We start from the raw sequence: 21,157 nt of genomic DNA, 5'->3' as shown, positions 1-21,157 counted from the left end.
CCACGAGGGCGGTCAGGTCGCGAGTTTGTACAGTCATGGTTGCAATGATGTTTCATGCAGCGCGCCTCTGTCAAGTTGCGCGCGACAATTGTGCTGCTAGACGAGACCGTACAGTCGGTCGCCAGCATCGCCCAGGCCGGGCACGATGTAGCCGTTCTCGTTGAGGCGTTCGTCGAGCGCGCCGAGCACGATCGTGACGTTTTGGCCTTCCATGGCCTTTTCAACAGCGGCGAGACCTTCGGGGGCTCCGAGGATGCAGACGGCCGTGACATCCGTAGCACCGCGGTCAAGCAGGTACTGGATGGCCGCAATGAGCGAGCCACCGGTGGCCAGCATGGGGTCGAGAACGAAGCACTGGCGGTTCGACAGATCGTCGGGCAGGCGTTCGGCGTAGGTGTCTGGCTTCAGCGTTTCTTCGTTGCGCACCATGCCCAAGAATCCGACTTCAGCGGTCGGAACGAGCTTGACCATTCCTTCAAGCATTCCGAGTCCGGCGCGAAGAATTGGCACCACGAGCGGCTTGGGCGAGCTGATTGCCACACCCTTCGTCGCGGTAACGGGGGTCTCAATGTCGACCTCTTCGACGCGCACCGAACGGGTCGCTTCGTACGCCAAAAGCGTGACTAGCTCCTCCGTCAGCGCCCGAAATGTGGGGGCGGCGGTGTTCTTGTCGCGCAGCACGGTGAGCTTGTGCGTGATGAGCGGGTGGTCGGCAACGTGAACTCGCATAGGCTAAATCTACTTGAGGTACGGACCACTTGGAGAACCGATCGTGACAAAGTTCGATCAATGGATGACGCTGGCCATCGCTGAGGCCAAGCTCACAGCCAACTCTGCCGACGTTCCTGTCGCCGCTCTCGTCTTTGATCAGAACGACAATCTCGTCTCCGTTGGGCGCAATGAGCGGGAGCTCACGGGCGACCCTACGGCGCACGCCGAGGTTGTGGCAATCCGGGCAGCGGCCGCGGCCACCGGTTCGTGGCGCCTCGACGAGATGACTCTCGTGGTCACCCTTGAGCCGTGCACGATGTGCGCTGGCGCGATTCTGCAGGCCCGCATCCCGCGCGTGGTGTTTGGGGCGTGGGACGAAAAAGCCGGCGCATCAGGCAGCGTTAATGATTTGCTGCGTGACCGCCGGCTTCCGCACAAGGTCGAGGTTGTGGCGGGCATCCAAGAGGCTGAATGCGCCGCACTGCTGACGGACTTCTTCGAAGCTCGCCGCTAGCGCGCTAGGCCGTGCTTAGTGCCAGAGCACCGCAACGAACACGTTGATGAGGGCGCCCATGCCCGCAAGGTGCAGGAACGGCAGGGTGGCTTTCTTTTCGCTGGTGCCAGCGCTGAGGGCCTTGGCCTGGCGTGAGCGCGCGATCATGACGGCGACGAGCACAACGATCGCGAAGATCAGCTTCACGGCGATCTTGGCGTTGTTGACGTCTTCGTCGTTCATCTGCACGAGGCCAACAAGGATGAGTCCGGTGACGAGCTGCGTGATGGCACCGATCAGCATGGTGCCCAGTTCGAAGCCTTCTTTGCGGCGCAGCTGGAGCGCGAACGAGCCAATGATCAGAGCGAGTCCCAGAATGTGTAGCGCGAGCACGGTGTGAATGATTGGTTCGAAGTTCATGGTTTCGGGTTCCTTCGTTAATCGTTGCCCACGATGACGATGGCATCGGTGGGTGGGGCAGCTTCGGGAGGGCGACGGTAGACATCGGGCTCGATATAGATGACGCGGGCCATCGGCTCGGCCTCACGAATCTCTCGTTCGACACTATCGATACTGGCAGCCACGTCGCTCACCCGGGTCTGCGCTCCGAAGTCGATCTTGGCCGCAACCATGAGTTCTTCTGGCCCGAGGTAGAGCGTCTTCATGTGGATGAGCGAGCGAACGTCGGGGTGGGCGTTGATCGTGTCGCGGATGAGGTTGCGCTGCTTCGTGGTTGCACCTTCGCCGACGAGCAGGCTCTTCGTCTCGATGCCGAGAACGACAGCGACCAAAATGAGCAGGATACCGATGGCGATCGTGCCGATGGCATCCCACATTGAGTCGCCAGTAACGATCGTGAGACCGACACCGAAGAGGGCGAGAACGAGGCCGAGGAGAGCAGCGACATCTTCGAGCAGCACGACGGGCAGTTCGGGGGCTTTGGCGTGGCGCACGAAGGCAATCCAGCTCTGCTTGCCTCGCACGAGGTTCGACTCTCTTACCGCGGTACGCAGCGAGAAACCTTCCAGCACGATGGCAATCAACAGCACTGTGATCGGCAACCACGCTTGCTCAAGAGGGTGCGGGTCTTGCAGTTTGTTGATGCCCTCGTAGAGCGAGAACACGCCACCGACCGAGAACAGAATGATCGAAACAACAAAGGCGTACACGTAGCGCTCGCGACCGTAGCCGAACGGATGCTCGGCATCCGCCTGCTTCTTCGCCTTCTTGCCGCCGAGCAAGAGCAACGCCTGATTGCTGGTGTCCGCTACCGAGTGCACGCTCTCAGCGAGCATCGCACTGGACCCCGAAATCAGAAACGCAATGAATTTAGTGACAGCGATTCCGCCGTTCGCCACCATTGCAGCGATGATTGCCTTAGTTCCGCCTGACGCGCTCATGGCATCAATCCTAGGATGTTCACGTGACTACTTCTCTTCCTAGCATTGCAATTGTCGGCGCCGGATCAATGGGGGGTGCCATCCTGCAGGGTTTGCTTGACCCCTCGGTGACTGTAAGCGGGGGCATCCGCGTCACAAATCGCACCGAGGCTAAGGCCGCTGTGGTGCGTTCTGAGGGCGTGGAGTCCTTTGCGCTGGAGAATACTCCTGATGGCAATGCGCGCGCTGTGAAGGGGGCAAAGGTCGTGATGCTGGGCGTCAAGCCCGCCATGATCCCCGACACCCTTACCGCCCTCGCCCCATTCTTGGAACCCGATGCGATCATCATCAGCGTTGCTGCGGGTGTGACAACCGCGCGCATGGAGGGCATCGTCGACAACGTCGTGTTGCGTGCCATGCCCAACACTCCCGCTATCGTCGGCAAGGCCGTGACCGGACTCAGCGCCGGATCGCGCGCCACCGCGGATGACCTCGCGCTCGGCCGCGCCGTGTTCGAAACGGTCGGCACCGTCGTCGAAACGCCGGAATCGCAGATTGATGCGCTCAGCACCATCTCGGGTTCCGGCCCGGCCTACGTGTTCTTGATTCTCGAAGAGTTTTCTCGCACTGCGGTCGACATGGGGTTCACGCCCGAGCAGGCACTGACCTTGGTGGCGGGAACGTTCGAGGGATCGCTCGCCCTGCTGGCGTCATCCGATAGTTCTCCGGCGCAACTGCGTAAGCAGGTTACGAGCCCCAAGGGCACGACCGAGCGTGCGGTTGAACAGCTGCAGGCTGCCGACCTGAAGGCTATTTTCGACAAGGCGACCGCTGCGGCGCTCGCTCGGGCCACGGAGCTCGCTGCGGGCTAACGCCACCACCGGTTCACGCGGCCTCGTTTATGCGGCTGCGCGACCGCTTTTAGAAGCGGCCGTGCAGCGCGCGCGAACGACGAGACATCGAGTCGATGATCACGGCGAGCAGCAACACTGCTCCCGTGACCATGTAGCGCACCGATGAATCAAGGCTCAGCAGTGTGAGGCCGCTCGAGATCGACTGAATCACGACAATGCCCAGCAGGGCAGACCAGGCGCTTCCGCGACCGCCAAAGAGGCTTGCGCCGCCGATCACGGCTGCCGCAATGGCGGTGAGGTTGGTGTCGCCTCCGCCGCTGCTCTGGTTGGCAGCGGCAAGCCGTGATGCGGCCAAAACACCACCAAGAGTGGCGAGCATTGCGCTCACCATAAACACCGAAATGTAGACGCGATCCACTCGGATTCCGGCACGCCTGGCTGCTTCAACGTTGCCTCCGATGGCATAAATTGAGCGCCCCCACCGCGTGCGCTTGAGCGCAAAGTTGACGGCCATCACGAGCACGACAAAGAGCAGGAACATGAGGCCGATGCCGCGGTCGGTGTTGAGGTACCAGGTTCCCAACAGGAGCGCGACGAGCATGAGCCCGCCGCGAAGCAGGATCGCGGTGCGTGACTCGGGCAGCAAGCCAGCGCGGATGCGGCGGTTGGCCAGCGAGAGATGCGTGCCAACGTAGGCGAGGCTTGCGAGCGCGGCGAGCAGGTAGGAGAGCCACGCAGGCAAAAACATGAGCTGGGCGAATTGCACGATCCATGAATCAAACGGAATATTGATCGAGCCGAGCTTGCCAAGCACCCACAGTTGGAGCCCAAGCACGCCGAGGAGGCCCGCGAGGGTGATGACGAAGCTGGGAACGCCAAAGCGGGTCAGCAAGAAGCCATAGAACCATCCGAACAGTGCTCCGGCGGCGAGCGCGGCGAGGATGGCGAACGGCAGCGGCCAGTTCAGCTGGGTAAACGTGACCGCCAGAATCGCGGCCGCGAGCCCGGAGAGCGACCCAACCGAGAGGTCGATTTGAGCGAGCAGCAATACGAGCACTACACCGAGCGCGATCGTGCCGAGCGCGGCGGACTGCATCGCAAGGTTCACGAGGTTCGCACTCGACAGGAATGTCGGGTTCAAGATTTGGAACACGGTCCAGATGAGGGCAAGACCCACGACAACGGGAATCGCCCCGAGATCGCCGCCTTTCACGCGTGACCGAAACCCGGCCCAGGACTCTGCGAGACCTGACGCGGGCGGCAACTCGACGGCTGGCGAGTTGTTCGTGGGCGGTTGCGGGTCGGAGGTGCTCATGAGCTGAGTCCTTCCTTGATGCGGGTGAAGGTCGCGCCGGTCAATCCAGCACGGCGACTCACCGCGTTGTCCGTTGCGCCCGTAATCGCCGCGATGATGTCTTCGTACGTCACGTCGGCCACCGCGAAGTCACCGTTATTGCGGCCGAGCCGCAACACCACAACGCGGTCAGCCACGGCCTGCACGTCAGCCATGTTGTGACTCACCAAGACGATGCCGTGACCGCGCTCGCGGAGGTGCTCAATAAGGTTCAGCACCTCAGCAGTTTGAGCGACGCCGAGGGCGGCGGTGGGCTCATCCAACACCACAATCGACGGATTGCCGATGAGCGAACGCGCAATGGCGACGGTCTGGCGTTGCCCGCCCGAGAGCCCGGCAACGGGAGTGCGCACGGAAGGAATCTTGGCCGAGAGCTGCCGCAAGAGCGCCCAGGTCTGTTGCTCCATCTCGACCTCATCGAGCGCTCGAGTGCCGAGTTCGCGACCCAAGAACAGGTTCGACACCACATCGAGGTTGTCGCACAGTGCTAGATCTTGAAACACCGTCGCGATGCCCAAATCGCGGGCATCCGTGGGGTTCGCCAACGACACTTCGTCGCCGCGATAGGTAATAGTGCCCGAAGTGGCCGGATGCACGCCAGCGAGCACCTTCACGAGGGTCGACTTTCCCGCACCGTTGTCGCCAACGATCGCTACGACCTCGCCGGGATAGATGTCGAGCGACACATCGCTCAGTGCCTCAATCGCACCGAACTGCTTGCTGATTCCCCGCAGCGAAAGGATTGGCTCATCGTCTGAGTTGGCCGGAGTGACATTAGTCATTGTGGCTCTCTTCCTTGAGTTCGTTGACCGTGCTGGTGTCGTGGGGCATTACTGAATCCCCGCCGCCGCACACGCTTGGGCATATTCGGTCGTGCAAATTTGCTCGACGGTGTAGAAACCATCAGCGACGACGGTCTCCATAATGTTGTCGATCGTCACGATTACGGGAGTGAGCAGTGTTGTCGGAACGCCGTTGGTTTCCTCGCTCTGTCCCACGAGTTGCTTGCCGTCGAGCAGGGCCACCGCGTGTGTCGCCGCGATCTCAGCCTCGCGCTTCAGATCCTTGTAGACGGTCATGTACTGGTCGCCGCTCACAATGCGTTGGATGGCGGTGAGTTCGGCATCCTGACCGGTGACGGGTGGCAGCGGGGTCACCCCGCCAGCCTTGAGCGCAGCGATAGCTCCGCCAGCCGTTGCGTCGTTAGCGGCATAGACGCCAATGAGACTGTCGCCGAACTGGGTGACCTGGCTCGCCATCCACTCCTGGGCTTTGTCTGGGCTCCAGTCGGGAGTGTCGAATTCGGCAACGACCGTATAGGCGCTGCCATCGATCACACTGTGCGCGCCCTTCTTGAACAGGCGCGAATTGTTGTCGGTGGGGGAGCCGTTGATCATCACAATGTTGCCCTCAGAGAGGCCCTGATCGGCGAGACGCTCGACGAGCGCTTTGCCCTGCAACGAACCCACTTTTTCGTTATCGAACGACACCCAAAATGCGAGTTCGGGGCTGCCAATCAGGCGGTCGTACGAAATCACGGGAACCTTGTAGGACTGGGCCGTCGCCACGATCGTCACCGCCGCTGACGAGTCGACGGGGTCGAGCACGAGCACGCTAATGCCCTGCGCAAAAGCAGACTCGGCCTGCTGTTGCTGCTTCGCCGGGTCCTGATCGGCATTCGCATAAATCACGTCGCACTCAGGGCACAGCTCGGCAACCTTCGCCTCAAAGAACGGGCGATCATAGGCCTCGTAACGCGCCGTCTTCGATTCGGGCAGCAGCAGCGCGATCGTGCGGGAGTTATCTGCCGACGCGTTAGGGGAGATCATCGCGCAGCCGCCGAGGGCGAGAACCGTCACGAGCGCGGTCGCCAGCAGTCGCACAATTCGAGAACGGGCGGATGTCACGAGGCCTCCGTTATCGAAGGCTCGGCGCTCAGCGTGGCGTCGGCTCCAATCGTGAGCTGATCAATCGCAAAGGCGATCGACCCCAACAGCTCGCTGCGCGGCCCCAGCTGGCTCTGCACAAGATCAGCAGCCTGCCCAGAGCCCACAATGACCGAACGTTCCATCGCGTGCCGCATCGGGCCCAACAGCAGCTCACCCGCCTGCGAGAGTTCGCCGCCCACAGCGATGCGCTCGGGATCAAAGACGTTACTCAGATTGCCGGCGGCGATGCCGAGATGGCGTCCCGCATCGGCAATGGCCCGGATGCACGCGTTATCCCCGGCGATTGCGCGCACCACCACATCGTGAAGCTTGAGACCGCGACGGCCAGTGCGCACCGACTCAACGATGGCTTGGCCACCGGCGAGGGTTTCGAGACATCCACGATTGCCGCAGCGGCAGAGCGCGCCATCTTCGTCGAGAACCATGTGGCCAAATTCACCGGCAGTGCCGTGGTGTCCACGGAACACCGCGCCGTTCAGGATGAGGCCAGCGCCAATACCGTCATCGATGCTGACGTAGAGAGAATTGGGCTTGCCGCGCAGCGCGCCCGAGCGGTACTCGGCGAGCGCCCCCATGTTGGCGTTGTTGTCGACATACACCGGGCTATTGAGGCGGATGCCGAGAGATTCTGCGACGGGAACGCCGTCCCAGCCGCGCATGATCCCCGTGCGCGAAATGATGCCCGTCGATTGATCCATGGGGGCGGGCATCGCGAGGCCAACCGCCAGGATCTCATCGTGCGTGGCATCGACCGATTCGAGCATGTCGGTGATGAGTTGGGCAGCCCGATTGAGCTCGTTGTCGGCGCGGTGGTCTTTCGCGAGCGGCATGTGGTGCTCGGCGACTACCGTGTGGGCGACATCCGAGAGCGCTACGCGCATGTGGCGTTCCGAGAAGTGAACGCCAGCGACGAGGCCGAGGGCGCGAGCAAGCGTGATCTGGTGGGCGCGACGACCACTGCGCGTGCTCATGGTGGTCGCGAGCACTCCGGAGGTGACGAGCTCTTTGACAATGTTGGAGACGGTGGCTGGCGAAAGACCGGTAACCCCGGCCAATTCGATCTGTGTGAGCCCACCATGGTGCTTGACCGCGTCGACAATGCGAGCGCGGTTAGCTTCGCGGAGCGAAGTTTGCGACCCCGGGGTCGCCCGTTTTTTGCTCACGGAATCAAGATACAGGTAGCCGGTGCGCGCAGATCAGTCCACGAACGGGGCTACGTTGCGAGTGTCGCGAACTTTTCGATGTCAACGGAGTTGCCGCTGACGATCACGAGGTCGTGATTCGAGATCACCGTCTCGGGAGTGGCGTAGGTAAATTCCTTACCGGGCGACTTCACCCCGACCACCGTGATGCCGTACTTGCGGCGAACTTGCGATTCGCTCAGCGGAAGGCCGCGGATGGGCTTCGGCGGGTACATCTTGACGATGGCGAAGTCGTCATCGAACTCGATGAAGTCGATCATCCGGCCAGACACGAGGTGCGCGACGCGCTCGCCGGCCTCAGCTTCGGGGTAGATCACGTGGTTGGCGCCGATGCGGTTGAGGATCTTGCCGTGGGAGCGGCTGATGGCCTTGGCCCAGATCTGCGGAATCTTGAGGTCGACAAGGTTGGCCGTGATGAGCACGCTGGCTTCGATCGACGAGCCGACAGCCACAACAGCGATCGAGAAGTCTTGCGCGCCGATCTGCTGCAGAGCGTCGAGGCTGCGAGCGTCAGTTTGCACGGCGTGAGTGACGCGCTCCGACCATTTTTGCACGAGGCTGAGGTCAGCATCGATCGCAAGAACTTCGCGGTCGAGGCGCTGAAGTTGACCGGCAGTGGCCGCACCGAAGCGACCAAGCCCGATTACTAGCACCGGGGCATTGTGGGCGATCTTGTCAACCAACGATGGGCCTCTCTTCTGCTCTCGTGAACAATTGACGGCGCTGACTGGCCGCAAGGGCTGCCGCCAGCGTAACCGTTCCCACTCGCCCGGCCCACATTGTGGCGGCGAGGATGTACTTGCCGCCATCGGGCAGGTTCTCGGTCAGTCCCGTGGAGAGTCCACAGGTGGCAAAGGCAGAAATGACATCAAAGAGCACCCGGTCGAGCGGTTCTTTGGTTATCTGCAATATTGCGATGGTGGAGATGGCGACGATCGTTGCGCCCCACAGCGTGACGCTGACGGCGAGGCGAAGCACGTCGGTGGGGATGCGGCGCTCGAAGGCGTGCATGTCGTTGTCGCCGCGCGCTTCGGCGAGGGCGGCCAAGAACAGCACGGCCAGAGTCGTGACTTTGATGCCACCCGCAGTGGAAGCGGAGCCGCCGCCCACAAACATCAGCATGTCGAAGACAAGCAGCGTCGACCCATTGAGCTCGTTGATATCGATGGTGGAGAACCCACCCGAGCGCGTCATGGTCGATAAGAAGGTGGATGTCAGGGGTCTCGAAATCAGGCTTTGCCCACCAATGGTGTTGGTGTTGTTCCATTCGAGAATCAGCACCGCTAGCGCCCCGGCAAAGATCAACAACACCGTCGTGAAGAGGGTGAGACGGGCGTGCACCGAGAGACGAGCGCCGCTCTTGAGGTTGCGAACCACCGCGAAGATCACGGGAAACCCGAGGCTGCCGAGGAAGACGCCGACACCGATCGCTCCGAGCATCCACGGGTCTTGAGCGAAGGCTTCCATGCCGCTGACCGCGGGCACAAAGCCGGTGTTGGTGAATGCGGATGCCGCGAAGTAGAAGCCCTGCCAAATGGCGGGCCACACGTCGTAACCCTCCACGAGCAATCGCGGGATGATCACGAGGGAGAGCACGATTTCAATGGCGAGCGCGCTGATCGCGACCGTCGCGAGAAGACCACCGATCTCGCCAAGCCGGATCGCTTGTGATTCAGAAACCGGCCCGACGTGGATGCGCGAGGGGTTGGTGTCGCTCGCGGCGATGAGTCGTTGGCGAAGGCCTAGGCGACGCGACACAACGAGGCCGAGCATGCTCGCCAGGGTGAGAACGCCGATTCCGCCCACTTGAAGACCAATGAGAATTGCGGAGTTGCCGAAGGCTGACCAGTGCGTCGACATATCGACGGTGGTGAGGCCGGTGACGCAAATCGCGGATACCGCGGTGAAGAGCGCGTCAACGAGGGGAGTTGCCTGACCGTCCCGAGCCGAGATCGGCAACACAAGAATCGTCGTGAGAACGACTACGAGCGCCGAAAAGATGGCGATAGCGAAGCGCGCGGGGGTTGCCGCAGCGAAACGATCGATCACATCACGAACGCGGGCGAGGATGCTGCGTTCACGAGGGTGCGCACGCATAGGTGCCCAAGAACTCATAAAATTATCTCCCCACGCACAGGAGGCCATGGTACTCCTCAGAAACCCCCGGTACCCTATTGCAATGGCCGACATCTTTGACGTAGTAGCCGATTCAACCCGGCGTAGCCTTCTGACCGTGCTGCTTGAGCAGTACATCGCCTCGGATTCTCCGAGTGGCGAGCTGAGCGTAAGTGAGATTGTCGAGAAGCTCGATTTGAGTCAGCCGACCGTCTCTAAGCACCTCAAGGTGCTGCGCGATCACGGGTTGGTGTCGGTGCGTGAAGACGGCCAGCACCGCTATTACCGTCTCGACTCTTCTCCTCTTGAAGAGGTTGAAGACTGGCTGATTCCGTTCTTGAGTGCGGACTTCCAGGAAGACTTCGATGAAGAGCTGCTCGCGTCGACCGGCGCTTTCTCGGCCTGGTCGGGAGCGGATGTCGGAGACAACTTGGGTCGCCAAGTCGCCGATCGTGCTTACCAAGCTCGCACCGCACTTCACGATGTTGCGGAGGCTGCAAAGCACCTCCCGGGCACCGTGCGCTCTCGCATCTTCCGCAAGGATTAAGCGCGAGGCGCGCCGGGGGAGCGCGTTTAGGGGTGGACAGCGAGTCACACCAGCCCCTATTGTTACCGATTAGCACTTCAGTCACATGCTGGGTGCTTTGTGCAGTCGCTTTGTGCGTTCTGCAGTTGGTGAAACTAAAGGGGCTGGTCCGATGTCACGGGATCTATCTGAGATGCGCTTTCTCACCGTCGCTGAGGTGGCGGACATGATGCGCGTCTCAAACATGACCGTGTATCGTCTCGTTCACTCCGGTGAACTCCCGGCTGTTCGTTTTGGTCGCTCATTCCGCATCCCGGAATCGGCTGTAGCGAGCGCCGTTGCGCCCCCAATCTCCGAGGTTGGATAGCGGCGAATCGTCGCTGAGGGTTCATTCCCAGTTCATCGAGACTTTTAAACCCGCCCGGTGCGGTAAACTCTTCCGGTATGTCTTTCCGCGGTTCTGAATCGGACCGGGTCGGTTCGTTCAGAAATCAGTGAGGTTCCTATGGGTTCAGTCATCAAAAAGCGTCGCAAGCGTATGGCAAAGAAGAAGCACCGCAAGCTGCTTCGTAAGACACGCCACCAGCGTCGCAACAAGAAGTAACTAGTCCCAATGACTAGCGGCCGTCTTTCGAGACGGTCATAACTCGAACACCCGAACGTTCATCTGAACGATCGGGTGTTCGGCGTTAACGAGCGTTTTTGCGCACGATCTTGGCTTGCCGCTTCACGCGGCGCCGGGCTTCTTTGAGGCCGGCGCGGCTCAGCGGCAGTACTGGCCAACCCATTTTTTGGGCATAGTGCGTGAGTTTCACATCCGCGTTCACGGCAACACGATTACCCACTGCACTCAGTAGAGGGATGTCGTTGCTGGAATCGGAGTACGCCCAGCAGTCAGCGAGGTCGGCGCCCAGTCGCCCAGCTAGCTCTGTGGCGACGGCAGCCTTTTCTGGGCCGTGAAGCACGTGCCCGTCGAGTTCTCCCGTGAGAAAGCCGTCTTCGGCGCGCACGCGGGTGCCGAGGGCCCCGGTGAGGCCGAGTCGTTCGGCAATCACTTGTGCCACGAACTGTGGCGTCGCAGTGATGAGCCACACTTCGTGGCCCTTCGCGAGGTGCTCTTTGGCCAAGTCGACGGTTTCGGGCCACAGGTTGGGCAGAATGTCACGCTCATAGATGGTCTCAGCCAGCTCAATGAGGGTCTGCAGGGAATGTCCGCCCACGATCTCAAGCGCCCGCTCGCGCGCGGATGTCATGTGTTTGTGGTTTTCTCCCACAGCGACGAACCGAAACTGGTGCCACGCAAAGCGACCAATATCTCGCCAGCCCACGATTCCACGCCGCCAGGCTTCCTTGCTCAGATAGAAGGCACTGGCCCCTCGCATGAGCGTGTTGTCCACGTCAAAGAAAGCCACAACGGCGTTCTGGCTGGGTGGGGGCGACGTTACCTCGTGCATTCGCATTATTCTAGGGTCGTGCCCACGAAACGTCTCACTTTAATCGGCAAGCCGGGATGTCATCTTTGTGACGATGCCCGCGAAACGATCAATCAGGTCATCGCGGCACTGCCCTCAACCATCGAGATCGAACTCACTGAGCAGTCGATTCTCGAGGATGAGCAGTTGAATGCGAAGTACTGGGACGAGATTCCTGTTGTGCTCATCAACGACCGCGTACACACCATTTGGCGTGTCGAACCCGAGCGCCTCAGCGCTGCCCTTCTGGAGGAAACAGAATGATCCGTCACGTTGTTATGTGGAAGCTCATCGCCGAAGATCCGGCAGACCAGAAGATCGCTGCGGATGCCATGGCGGCGGCGCTCGAACCTCTCGTCGGCAAGATCGATGGTCTCGAAGCGCTAACAGTGCGCCCGGACGTGGCAACAGTCGCCGGAAATTGGGACGTCATCCTCGTGTCTGACCACACCTCGGTTGAGGCCCTAGCGGCCTACGGAACTCATCCACTGCACGTGGAAGCAGGCGCCGTGGTGAAAGCAAACACGCGCGAACGCGCCTGCGTCGACTTCGAACTCTAAACCGGGGAGCGACACCGCCTCTTGCGGGCTGCTCATACCTCCGCATTAGGATGTGGGGCACTTACCGCGCTCTCGCGTGGTCCCGAAACGAGGATCGAAAGAGGAAACTATGAAGTTTCAAATCGTCAAAGGCAAGAGCGAGACGCAGCCATTCTTTTGGCGCATCGTTGCCAGCAACGGCCAGACTCTTGCGGTGAGTGAGAATTATGTCGCGAAGGCATCAGCCAAGAGTGCTGTGGAGTCCGTCATCAAGAATGCCGGCGGGGCCAGCATCGAAGATCTTTCGTAAAACAGGGTGTCAGTGCTCGCGGGGCATCCTCGCGAGCACGACCGTTGTGATTGCTACTTGCTGACTTCGATCGGACCAGTCATGTGGTCCTTGATGGAGTCGCGCTCGGCAGCCAATGACGCGAGCGTTCCGCTGTCGAGTCCTGGCTGCAGCATGTCGTCGAAGGGATTGCCCATTCCACTCTTGGAGTGCACTACTTCGGCATAAGCCGTTGCTGCTGCCGCTACCTTGGCGCTCGCACGCTGGGCCTTCTTCAGCGAGACAGCACTGCTGCCTACGACCTCAGCATGCTTGTTGAGTGCCTTCTTCAGATCTTTGAGTGCGGAATCAATTTTCTTTGACATGGGGTCATCCTGCCTTAGTGAGCTATGCGCTGGCTATGGGTTCGGTGTGTCGAACTGTGAGGCCCTCGCGAGCCCCACAAGGCGGCTACGGAGTGAGGCGGGTTGGTCCCCGGAAAAGATAGGTGGCTTCCCGCAAGTTCGGAAGGCCGAGCAACAGCATCAGGACTCGACCGAGGCCCATGCCGAAGCCTCCGTGCGGCGGTACGCCGTAGCGGAAGAAGTCGAGATAGAAGTCGAGCTCTGCAGGGTCCATGCCCTTGTCGCGGATCTGCGCCTCCAACACATCAACGCGGTGCTCGCGCTGGGCGCCAGTGGAGATCTCGACGCCGTTGAACACGAGGTCGTAGCTGTTCGTGAGGCCTGCATCATCCGCGTGACGCATGTGGTAAAACGGGCGGATGCTGGCGGCGTAGTCGGTCAAGAACACGAAGTCGTGATCGAAAGTTTCTTTCACGTAGGCGGCGATCTGGCGCTCGCCCTCAGGGTCCATGTCGGCGTCGGCGCGCGGCACCGTGTAGCCGCGGTCGCTGACGATCTGCTTAGCCTCGGCGAGCGGGATGCGGGGGAAGGGGCGAGTCGGCACCGTCATCTCGATGCCGAATAGCTTCTCGATCTCTTCGCCGTGCTTGTCTTTGACGGCCTGGAAGCCGGCAACCATGAGCTCTTCGTGCAGGTTCATGACGTCTTCGTGGCTGGAGATCCAGCTGATCTCGCTGTCGACCATGGTGAACTCGGTGGCGTGACGCGAGGTGAAGCTCGGGTCGGCACGGAAGCTCGGTGCGATCTCGAAGATCTTGCCGAAGCCAGCGGACTGAGCCATCTGCTTGAAGAACTGGGGGCTCTGCGCGAGGTAGGCCTTGGTGTCGAAGTAGTCGACTTCAAACAGCTCAGCCTTCGATTCGCTCGCGCTGGCCATGAGCTTGGGGGTGTGAATTTCGATGAAGTCGTTCTCAACCCAGTAGGTGCGCCAGGCGTGCTCAAGCGTGGTCTGGATGCGGAAGATCAGGTTGTTGCGCGGTACGCGAAGGTCGAGGAAGCGCCAGTCCATGCGCTTGTCAACACTGGTGTCTTCTGCAATTGGCGTCTCAGGGATGGCCTCGGCGGCGATCTCGATATCGGCAAGCTTGATCTCAACGCCGCCGAGCTTCACGCGCTCGTCGTGCTTCAACTCACCGGTTGCGGTGAGGAAGGTGCCCTGAGCGAGCCCGGAAATGATCTCGGCGAGGGGATCCTCTGCCGGGGTGCCGTCTTCGTTGAACGAGCGGGGGTGAACAAGCTGCACCGCACCCGACTCGTCGCGCAGCACAACGAACTGCACCTTCTTTTGATCTCGAACAGTGTCGACCCAACCCGAAACGGAGGTCTCTCCATCGCTAGCGGCGGCCAGGTTCTTAATGAGGGTGCGTGTAGTCACAGCGCCGAGTTTACAAGGGATCACGGGAGAGAAAGTGCGGGAGGGCTGCCGACGTAGACTGAATACCGTGCCAGCAGACCTCATCCATCTTGTCCGCCATGGTGAAGTGCACAATCCTGACCGCATTCTCTATGGCCGTCTTCCCGGGTATCACCTCAGTGAACTCGGTCATAAAATGGCGGATGTCGCCGCCGCAAGCTTCGCGGATCGACCCCTCACTGCCCTCTACGCGAGCCCGCTGCAGCGCGCCCAAGAGTCGGCGCAGCCCTGGTCGGAGCGCTATAGCTTCCCCATCACGACCGAAGAGCGCATCATCGAGCCGTCCAATTGGTTCGAGGGAGGTCGACTGCGCTTTCCGCAGGTTCTCGGCCAGCCGCGCGCGTGGCCGCACCTGATCAATCCGTTCAAGCCCAGTTGGGGTGAGGCGTACGTGAGCATTGAAGCCCGGATGCTCGCTGCCATTGACGAGGCATGGTCCGCGGCAGACGGCGGCGAAATCGTCATGGTCAGCCATCAGCTGCCCATCGTTGTTGTAGCCCGTTCCGTGAAGAAAATGCGGCTCGCCCACGACCCCCGCCACCGCCGCTGCACCCTGTCTAGCATCACGACGCTCGCCCGCGAGGGAGACCATTTCGTCGAGGTTGACTATCAGGAACCTGCGGGAGACTTGCTGGCAGCATCCATCGATTTAGGAGCCGTGTGAATCGCCGTCTCATCGCCGCTGTTGTGGCGAGCCTTGCTCTGTTTACCGTGTCGTGCTCCGGCGCCACTGAAAGTCTCGCGCAGCAGTACGAGAACGGATCAGAAGAGGGCTACATCTCGGGTGACGGTTCGACCGTTGAGATTCCGGCCGACAGCCGCGATGAACCCATCACGTACGACGCAACCCTCGACACGGGCGACTCCGTCTCAAGCAATGACTTCGTCGGCTCCGTTTACGTCGTGAATTTCTGGTACTCGAGCTGCCCGCCGTGCCGCCTCGAAGCGCCTGACCTCGCCTCCCTGAGTGAGGAATACCCCGAGGTGCCGTTCTTGGGCGTCAACGTGTCTGACACTGCCGAAACGTCGCTCACCTTCGCTGACGAGTTCGGCATTCCGTACGCCTCCGTTGTGGATGCCAGGACCGCGGGCGTGCAGCTGGCGTTCGCGGGCTCCGTGCCTCCGAATGCGGTGCCCACCACTCTCGTGGTCGACCGCGAAGGGCGCGTTGCCGCACGCATCAGCGGTCTGGTGCGCGACCCCAGCATCCTCGCCGCGATGATCGACTCCGTCATCGCCGAGGAACAGTAGTGTCGAACCCGGTCGGGGAGCTCATTCTCGGCGGCAACCTCCTTCTGGCGATTCCGATTGCGCTGCTCGCGGGCCTCGTCTCGTTCGCTTCACCGTGTGTACTGCCTCTCGTGCCCGGCTACCTCGGCTACATCGGCGGGTTCACGAACAGTGAGGAGAAGGGGAGCACGAAGCGCCTCGTTCTCGGCGTGAGTCTCTTTATCCTTGGTTTCACTGTGGTCTTCGTGGCCTTCACGGTGCTGTTCGGCACAGCCGGGTTGTTGCTGCGCCCGTGGCTCGATCTGATTACCCGCATCGCCGGGGCGCTCGTGATCGTGATGGGCGTCGTGTTCATCGGGCAAGTTACCTTCGCCCAGCGCACGATCAAGCCGAAGTTCAAGGTGGCGACCGGTCTTGCTGGCGCGCCGTTGCTCGGCATTGTCTTCGCCTTGGGCTGGACGCCCTGCGTAGGCCCCACCCTCATCGCCGTCGGAAGCATGGTGCTGGATGGCGGAGACCCCGGCCGTGCCGCCATCGTCGGCATCGCCTACAGTCTCGGTCTCGGCATCCCGTTCCTCTTGGTGGCGCTTGGACTCAACTGGGCAACCGGTTCGGTGGCGTGGATGCGCCGCCACATCCGTCTTATTAATCTGATCGGCGGAGCGCTGCTCGTGCTGATCGGTCTACTCATGGTCACCGGTGTGTGGCGTGCAATCGTGACAAGTTTGGGGGCGGTGATCGGTGGCTTCGACACACTCCTCTGATTCAGAAGCTGGCGATTCGGTAACTGGCGGGGATGCCACGCGTCCCAGCGACCACATGGACGCGCCGACGCCTGCGCCGGAAAGCAAGATCACGCAGCCGAAGCTCGGCTTTGTGGGCTACGCGCGGTTCTTCTGGCGCCAACTCACGAGCATGCGCACCGCACTGTTCTTGTTGCTTCTCTTGGCCGTGGCGGCGATTCCGGGTTCTCTCGTGCCGCAAATCACATCGGACCCCAACGGTGTCATTGCCTACCGCAACAATTATCCCGACACTGCAGCGGTGCTCGACTTCTTCCAAGTCTTCAACACCTACTCCTCGGTGTGGTTCTCGTCGATTTATCTTCTGCTCTTCATTTCACTCATCGGCTGTGTGCTGCCGCGCACCAAACACCACTTCGATGCGCTGCGCGCTCGCCCACCCAAAACCCCCGCCCGCCTTTCGCGGTTGCAGGGCTTCACGACCCGCACGACCGAGGCGGATGCCACAGCCACGATCGACTCGGCTCGCCGCCTGCTGCGCTCGCAGCGGTACCGCACCGAACTGTATGGCGATTCGGTCAGCGCCGAACGTGGCTACCTGCGGGAGACCGGAAACCTCGTCTTTCACGCCGCGCTCGTCGGCGTGCTCGTCACGGTGGGGATCGGCGGCGGCTTCGGCTACACGGGCCAGCGCGTCGTTGTTGAGGGGTATGCGTTTAGCAACTCTCTCGCCAGTTACGACTCCTTCAACCCGGGGCGCTTCTTCACGGATGACTCGCTCGATCCGTACACCGTTGCGCTCGACTCGTTCGAGCCGGTCTACGAAATCGAGAACCAACAAGCGATCGGTCAAGCGATTGACTTCACTGCGAATGTCACCACTACGGTGCGTGGCAGCGAACCGCAGCAGTCCCAGATCAAGGTCAACGCGCCTCTGAGCCTGAGCGGCACCAATCTGTATCTTCTCGGCAACGGCTATGCCCCGATCATCACGGTGCGTGACGCGGACGACAAGGTCATCTGGTCGCAACCCACTCCGTGCCTCCCGTTCGACGCCAACCTCGGCAGCACCTGCATCATTAAGGTTCCCGACGGACTCGATCAGCAGATTGGGATGCTCGGGTTCCTGTACCCGACCACGGGAACCCTCAGCTCTGGCGCACTTGCTTCCGTGTATCCCGACCTGGTCTCACCCGTGCTCACACTGGAGGTGTACGAGGGTGACCTCGGCCTCGATAACGGGCAGGGCACCAATGCCTATTCGCTCAACACCGACTCGCTCGATCAGATCGCGGGTCGAAACTCTGAAGCTGAAACCTTGCGGCTCACTCCCGGCGACAGGCTTGAACTGCCCGACGGTTTGGGCAGCGTTGAGTTGACGAGCATCCCGCGATTCGTCTCCATTGATGTGCACCATGACCCGTCGCAGCTGCCCGTGCTCTTGTTCTCGATGTTGCTGTTCGGCGGGCTCATCACGAGTCTCTTTGTGCCGCGCCGTCGCATGTGGGTAGCAGCCACAACCGACCCGTCGGGTGTGACAACGATTGAATACGCCGCCCTAGCCCGCGGCGACGACCCCAACCTCGAGTCAGCGGTCGCTGACTTCGCCGATAAGCATTCCCAGCAACTGAGAGTTAGGGTGGAATCGTGACTGAGACCTTCGTGTCGTATTCGCTGATTGCGGTCTATTCAGCGATGGCGATCTATACCTTTGCGTTCGTAATGTTCGCCGTCGACTTGGCGCGCCGCTCGGCGGAGTCGAGCGATGCTTCCGCAGCGAGTGCAACCGGGTTGGCTACGGCATCCGCCCAGCAGGCATCTGTATTGCAGGCGGCGGGTTCTGGCCGTACGGCAACGCTGACCGCAGGCCCCGCTTCAACGGGTGATGCTGCTGTTGCGCACTCGCCTAAGTCGTTGCGAATCGCCATGGCGCTGACCGTCATCGCCTGGGTGCTGCACGTGAGTGCCGTCATTTTCCGTGGAGTTGCCGCTGGCCGCGTTCCGTGGGCGAACATGTTTGAGTTCACGCTCACCGCAACAGCCCTGATCGTCGGCGTCTTCTTACTGGTGCAGTTCTGGCAAGACTTGCGCTTCCTCGGCTCGTTTATCACCGGGTTTGCATTGCTCGCGCTCGGCGTCGGCACCTCAAGCTTCTATGTGGATGTCGTGCCGCTGCCGCCAGCGTTGCAGTCGGCCTGGTTGGTCATCCACGTCTTCGTCGCCAGCCTCAGCACCGGGTTCTTTGCCCTCGCCGCCGGGCTCTCGATTGTGCAGCTCATGCAGTCGCGTCGCGAAGCGGGCAAGGCACTCAAGCTGCGCTTTCTCGACACCCTGCCGGCCGCTGACCGTCTCGAAACTCTTGCGTACCGACTGACGGTCGTTGGCTTCGTCATGTGGACCTTCACTCTCATCGCCGGAGCTGTCTGGGCCGAGCGGGCTTGGGGCCGTTACTGGGGCTGGGACACCAAGGAAGTCTGGACGTTCATCATCTGGACCATCTATGCCGGTTACATTCATGCCCGGGCAACCCGCGGATGGCGCGGCTCGCGTTCAGCGTGGCTCGCCATAGTTGGATTCGCCGCCATCATCTTCAACTTCACCGTCGTGAACCTCTTCTTCAAGGGACTTCACTCCTACTCAGGCCTGTAGAACTAGGCTCAGCGAGGCGCGTCATCAGCGCCTCTGTTTCGCCGTGCCCAGAGGGCTGGGCGCCCGACGTCCTGGCGGAAGAAAAACGCTGGGGCCGCACCGAGCTGAACCCCAGCGTTTGATCGAGGAGAGCCCCAAGGGCTCAGTGTGGTGCGCCGCGTTAGCCTGCTGCAGTGAGCTGAATTGGCACAGTGGGCTTTCCCTCGCCGGTGCTGAACTGCAACAGCGGACCTTCGGCGCCGCATTCATACGGTGCCGAGTTGATGGGCGCGCTGGATAGGAAACTATTCGTGAGGTCGGCGCCATCCATCGTGACGCCAGACACAGTCACCGTGACGGCAATATCGCTCACTTCTTGAGAGGTCGTAATCACTGACTCGGTGGCGCTGTATTCCCCGCTGATGCCGCCGGTGATAGCGCCGGTTCCTTCGGTGCCTGCGACCTGCAACAGGATCGCAAAGTCGGGAGTGTAGGTGTAGCTCGTGGCGGTGAAAGCGAGCCCGGTGCCGCCCTCCACCGTGATGTCGAGTCCTTCGTTGGTGCCGCTGACTGCGGAGTAGAAGCGCTGCATCTGATCCTCGGCAATGTACCAGTCACCGATGAGGCACTCGGGGCCGGTGGCGGCTTCTTCTTCCACTTCCTCGGGGGCCGTGGCATCCACTGCGGCATCGGTCGCGGTCGGCTCGTCGGACGGTGACGCGCAGGCCGTGAGGGTGGCGAGGCTGAGCAGGCTGACGGCGGCTAAGGCACGCAAACGGCGCGACTCAATACTCATTCTTGCTCCTCGGATGTGCTTGCCGGTGGCGGCAACCAGTGATTCCACCCTACTGAGCGTCCGCGTTACTGAGGTGAGTAGTTTTTACCTAGTTCGTGGCAGCGAACGACGCGATCGCGCCACCACTGCGTGCGTTCAGGGTTTGCGGCCCAGCGCGTGAGCAGCGCCTCATCGGCCTCGATGCGACGCACTTCGAGGTGGCCGTCGCGAGCGCGCAGGGGGGCGGCGGTGACATCGGCGGCGAGCAGGGATGCCGTGGCAAGTCCACAGTCGTAGTCAAGGGGGTCGATGGCGGCGGCGAGATGCGCGCCCATCGCAAGCCCCACGGAGGTCTCCAGGGCGCTCGAGACCACGACGGGCAGCCCGGCATCCTTTACGATTGCCAGGGCTCGAGAGACGCCTCCCAGCGGCTGAGCTTTGATGACGAGCAGGTCGGCGGCACCCGCCCGAGCAACCGCAAGCGGGTCGGCGGCTTTGCGCACACTCTCGTCAGCCGCCACAGGAATCCCCATGTACGCGATGCGGGTGCGCAGCTCGCCCAGCTCGTCGACGGTCGCGCACGGCTGCTCGACATATTCGAGGTCAAATTTGGCGAGGGCATGCACGGCACGTTCGGCCTCATCGACTGTCCACGCGCCGTTGGCATCAATGCGGATGCGGCCGGTCGGCCCCATGACGCGACGCACTTCGGCGACGCGAGCAATGTCATCCTCAAGGGTCTGATCAGGCTCGGCGACCTTTATCTTGGCAGTGCGGCAACCATGGAAACGTTCGAGAACCGCTTCGACAAGGTCGGCGGGAACAGCGGGCACGGTGGCGTTAACCCAGATGCGGTCGCGCACGAGCGGCGGCATCTCATTCCAGGCGTAGTCAATTGCGGCCAGCAGCCACGGGGTCGCTTCGGCATCGTCGTATTCCACGAATGGTGAGAACTCGCTCCACCCCTGAGGGCCGCGAAAGAGGAGCGCTTCACGCTGATCGATGCCGCGAAAGCGTGAGGTCATGGGCAGAGACACCACGTGCGCGGTGTCGAGAATGTCGTTCACTGAAGGGAACATG

At 61.5% G+C, this 21,157-nt stretch carries 27 protein-coding genes; 13 read left to right on the top strand and 14 right to left on the bottom strand.

The genetic code is table 11. The annotated features are described in order from the left end of the window. Positions 1 to 96: 96 nt before the first annotated feature. Positions 97 to 729: a uracil phosphoribosyltransferase gene (gene upp, locus I6E81_RS12735; protein ID WP_197108370.1), complete on the bottom strand. Its 633-nt coding sequence runs from the start codon at positions 727 to 729 to the stop codon at positions 97 to 99. A 43-nt stretch (positions 730 to 772) separates the two neighbouring features. Here upp and I6E81_RS12730 point away from each other — a divergent pair, with 43 nt between their 5' ends. After that, positions 773 to 1,225, top strand: coding sequence for a nucleoside deaminase (locus tag I6E81_RS12730; protein WP_307783977.1), 453 nt, complete (start codon positions 773 to 775; stop codon positions 1,223 to 1,225). Positions 1,226 to 1,240: 15 nt separating this feature from the next. On the opposite strand, the gene I6E81_RS12725 is transcribed toward I6E81_RS12730, so the two are convergent. Both I6E81_RS12725 and I6E81_RS12720 read right to left on the bottom strand, forming a co-directional pair. Next, a complete protein-coding gene (locus I6E81_RS12725) occupies positions 1,241 to 1,624 on the bottom strand; it encodes a hypothetical protein (RefSeq protein ID WP_197108368.1) in 384 nt (127 codons plus the stop codon). Positions 1,625 to 1,641: 17 nt separating this feature from the next. Then, positions 1,642 to 2,604: a cation diffusion facilitator family transporter gene (locus I6E81_RS12720; protein ID WP_197108366.1), complete on the bottom strand. Its 963-nt coding sequence runs from the start codon at positions 2,602 to 2,604 to the stop codon at positions 1,642 to 1,644. A gap of 23 nt (positions 2,605 to 2,627) precedes the next feature. Between I6E81_RS12720 and proC the strand changes: the two genes are divergently transcribed. After that, a complete protein-coding gene (gene proC / locus I6E81_RS12715; RefSeq protein WP_197108357.1) occupies positions 2,628 to 3,455 on the top strand; it encodes a pyrroline-5-carboxylate reductase in 828 nt (275 codons plus the stop codon). A 49-nt stretch (positions 3,456 to 3,504) separates the two neighbouring features. On the opposite strand, the gene I6E81_RS12710 is transcribed toward proC, so the two are convergent. Genes I6E81_RS12710 through I6E81_RS12685 form a run of 6 tightly spaced genes read right to left on the bottom strand, consistent with a single transcriptional unit; the run spans position 3,505 to position 10,057 of the window. Continuing rightward, positions 3,505 to 4,752: a sugar ABC transporter permease gene (locus tag I6E81_RS12710; protein ID WP_197108347.1), complete on the bottom strand. Its 1,248-nt coding sequence runs from the start codon at positions 4,750 to 4,752 to the stop codon at positions 3,505 to 3,507. After that, positions 4,749 to 5,573 carry an ATP-binding cassette domain-containing protein gene (locus I6E81_RS12705; RefSeq protein ID WP_197108345.1) on the bottom strand — a complete coding sequence of 275 codons (825 nt, stop codon included), beginning with the start codon at positions 5,571 to 5,573 and terminating at the stop codon, positions 4,749 to 4,751. The genes I6E81_RS12710 and I6E81_RS12705 overlap by 4 nt, the downstream gene beginning before the upstream one ends. Positions 5,574 to 5,621: 48 nt before the next feature. Further along, entirely contained in the window at positions 5,622 to 6,698 is a 1,077-nt protein-coding gene (locus tag I6E81_RS12700; RefSeq protein WP_307784165.1) for a sugar ABC transporter substrate-binding protein, read from the bottom strand. Further along, on the bottom strand, positions 6,695 to 7,903 hold the full coding sequence (locus I6E81_RS12695) for an ROK family transcriptional regulator (protein ID WP_197108337.1): 1,209 nt from the start codon (positions 7,901 to 7,903) through the stop codon (positions 6,695 to 6,697). The genes I6E81_RS12700 and I6E81_RS12695 overlap by 4 nt, the downstream gene beginning before the upstream one ends. 50 nt (positions 7,904 to 7,953) lie before the next feature. Next, on the bottom strand, positions 7,954 to 8,625 hold the full coding sequence (locus I6E81_RS12690; RefSeq protein WP_197108335.1) for a TrkA family potassium uptake protein: 672 nt from the start codon (positions 8,623 to 8,625) through the stop codon (positions 7,954 to 7,956). Continuing rightward, the gene (locus tag I6E81_RS12685; RefSeq protein WP_231604176.1) at positions 8,618 to 10,057 is read right to left on the bottom strand and encodes a TrkH family potassium uptake protein; all 1,440 of its coding nucleotides are present in this window, start codon (positions 10,055 to 10,057) and stop codon (positions 8,618 to 8,620) included. Before I6E81_RS12685 ends, I6E81_RS12690 begins: the two co-directional genes overlap by 8 nt. A gap of 64 nt (positions 10,058 to 10,121) precedes the next feature. On the opposite strand from I6E81_RS12685, the gene I6E81_RS12680 reads away from it, so the two are divergent. From I6E81_RS12680 to I6E81_RS12670, 3 genes are all read left to right on the top strand, one after another. Then, positions 10,122 to 10,604: a helix-turn-helix transcriptional regulator gene (locus I6E81_RS12680; RefSeq protein ID WP_197108333.1), complete on the top strand. Its 483-nt coding sequence runs from the start codon at positions 10,122 to 10,124 to the stop codon at positions 10,602 to 10,604. 151 nt (positions 10,605 to 10,755) lie between these two features. After that, positions 10,756 to 10,950, top strand: coding sequence for a helix-turn-helix domain-containing protein (locus I6E81_RS12675; RefSeq protein ID WP_129072959.1), 195 nt, complete (start codon positions 10,756 to 10,758; stop codon positions 10,948 to 10,950). Positions 10,951 to 11,088: 138 nt separating this feature from the next. Further along, complete coding sequence (locus I6E81_RS12670) at positions 11,089 to 11,187, top strand: AURKAIP1/COX24 domain-containing protein (RefSeq protein ID WP_003792170.1); 99 nt, start codon at positions 11,089 to 11,091, stop codon at positions 11,185 to 11,187. 85 nt (positions 11,188 to 11,272) lie between these two features. Here the strand turns inward: I6E81_RS12670 and I6E81_RS12665 are convergent, their stop codons facing one another. Beyond that, entirely contained in the window at positions 11,273 to 12,037 is a 765-nt protein-coding gene (locus tag I6E81_RS12665; protein WP_197108331.1) for an HAD family phosphatase, read from the bottom strand. A gap of 18 nt (positions 12,038 to 12,055) precedes the next feature. Here I6E81_RS12665 and I6E81_RS12660 point away from each other — a divergent pair, with 18 nt between their 5' ends. The 3 genes from I6E81_RS12660 to I6E81_RS12650 all read left to right on the top strand — a co-directional run bounded on the left by I6E81_RS12660 (position 12,056) and on the right by I6E81_RS12650 (position 12,904). Further along, a complete protein-coding gene (locus I6E81_RS12660) occupies positions 12,056 to 12,319 on the top strand; it encodes a glutaredoxin family protein (RefSeq protein WP_197108329.1) in 264 nt (87 codons plus the stop codon). Continuing rightward, positions 12,316 to 12,615 carry a Dabb family protein gene (locus I6E81_RS12655; RefSeq protein WP_197108327.1) on the top strand — a complete coding sequence of 100 codons (300 nt, stop codon included), beginning with the start codon at positions 12,316 to 12,318 and terminating at the stop codon, positions 12,613 to 12,615. Before I6E81_RS12660 ends, I6E81_RS12655 begins: the two co-directional genes overlap by 4 nt. Positions 12,616 to 12,724: 109 nt before the next feature. After that, entirely contained in the window at positions 12,725 to 12,904 is a 180-nt protein-coding gene (locus tag I6E81_RS12650) for a YegP family protein (RefSeq protein WP_197108325.1), read from the top strand. Positions 12,905 to 12,957: 53 nt separating this feature from the next. Here I6E81_RS12650 and I6E81_RS12645 read toward each other — a convergent pair whose 3' ends face one another. Together I6E81_RS12645 and aspS are read right to left on the bottom strand one after the other, a co-directional pair. Then, positions 12,958 to 13,248, bottom strand: coding sequence for a hypothetical protein (locus I6E81_RS12645; protein WP_197108323.1), 291 nt, complete (start codon positions 13,246 to 13,248; stop codon positions 12,958 to 12,960). Between the two features lie 85 nt (positions 13,249 to 13,333). Beyond that, positions 13,334 to 14,662 (bottom strand): aspartate--tRNA(Asn) ligase, encoded by a 1,329-nt coding sequence (aspS, locus tag I6E81_RS12640; protein WP_197108321.1) that lies wholly within the window; start codon positions 14,660 to 14,662, stop codon positions 13,334 to 13,336. A 67-nt stretch (positions 14,663 to 14,729) separates the two neighbouring features. On the opposite strand from aspS, the gene I6E81_RS12635 reads away from it, so the two are divergent. Genes I6E81_RS12635 through ccsB form a run of 5 tightly spaced genes read left to right on the top strand, consistent with a single transcriptional unit; the run spans position 14,730 to position 19,323 of the window. Further along, a complete protein-coding gene (locus I6E81_RS12635; RefSeq protein WP_197108319.1) occupies positions 14,730 to 15,365 on the top strand; it encodes a histidine phosphatase family protein in 636 nt (211 codons plus the stop codon). Further along, the gene (locus tag I6E81_RS12630; protein ID WP_197108317.1) at positions 15,362 to 15,952 is read left to right on the top strand and encodes a TlpA disulfide reductase family protein; all 591 of its coding nucleotides are present in this window, start codon (positions 15,362 to 15,364) and stop codon (positions 15,950 to 15,952) included. Before I6E81_RS12635 ends, I6E81_RS12630 begins: the two co-directional genes overlap by 4 nt. Next, entirely contained in the window at positions 15,952 to 16,695 is a 744-nt protein-coding gene (locus tag I6E81_RS12625) for a cytochrome c biogenesis protein CcdA (protein WP_197108315.1), read from the top strand. Before I6E81_RS12630 ends, I6E81_RS12625 begins: the two co-directional genes overlap by 1 nt. After that, positions 16,673 to 18,325: a cytochrome c biogenesis protein ResB gene (locus I6E81_RS12620; RefSeq protein WP_307784163.1), complete on the top strand. Its 1,653-nt coding sequence runs from the start codon at positions 16,673 to 16,675 to the stop codon at positions 18,323 to 18,325. The genes I6E81_RS12625 and I6E81_RS12620 overlap by 23 nt, the downstream gene beginning before the upstream one ends. Then, a complete protein-coding gene (ccsB, locus tag I6E81_RS12615) occupies positions 18,322 to 19,323 on the top strand; it encodes a c-type cytochrome biogenesis protein CcsB (RefSeq protein ID WP_307784162.1) in 1,002 nt (333 codons plus the stop codon). The genes I6E81_RS12620 and ccsB overlap by 4 nt, the downstream gene beginning before the upstream one ends. A 160-nt stretch (positions 19,324 to 19,483) precedes the next feature. Here the strand turns inward: ccsB and I6E81_RS12610 are convergent, their stop codons facing one another. Together I6E81_RS12610 and I6E81_RS12605 are read right to left on the bottom strand one after the other, a co-directional pair. Continuing rightward, entirely contained in the window at positions 19,484 to 20,098 is a 615-nt protein-coding gene (locus tag I6E81_RS12610) for a hypothetical protein (protein WP_197108313.1), read from the bottom strand. Positions 20,099 to 20,163: 65 nt separating this feature from the next. Beyond that, positions 20,164 to 21,156, bottom strand: coding sequence for an o-succinylbenzoate synthase (locus I6E81_RS12605; RefSeq protein ID WP_197108311.1), 993 nt, complete (start codon positions 21,154 to 21,156; stop codon positions 20,164 to 20,166). Position 21,157 lies beyond the last annotated feature (1 nt).

Origin of the sequence: Salinibacterium sp. NG22, assembly GCF_015864925.1 — a bacterium.
Taxonomy (GTDB): domain Bacteria; phylum Actinomycetota; class Actinomycetes; order Actinomycetales; family Microbacteriaceae; genus Rhodoglobus.
Note: the sequence above shows the minus strand (reverse complement) of the source record. Positions and strands in the feature narration are given on the sequence as shown.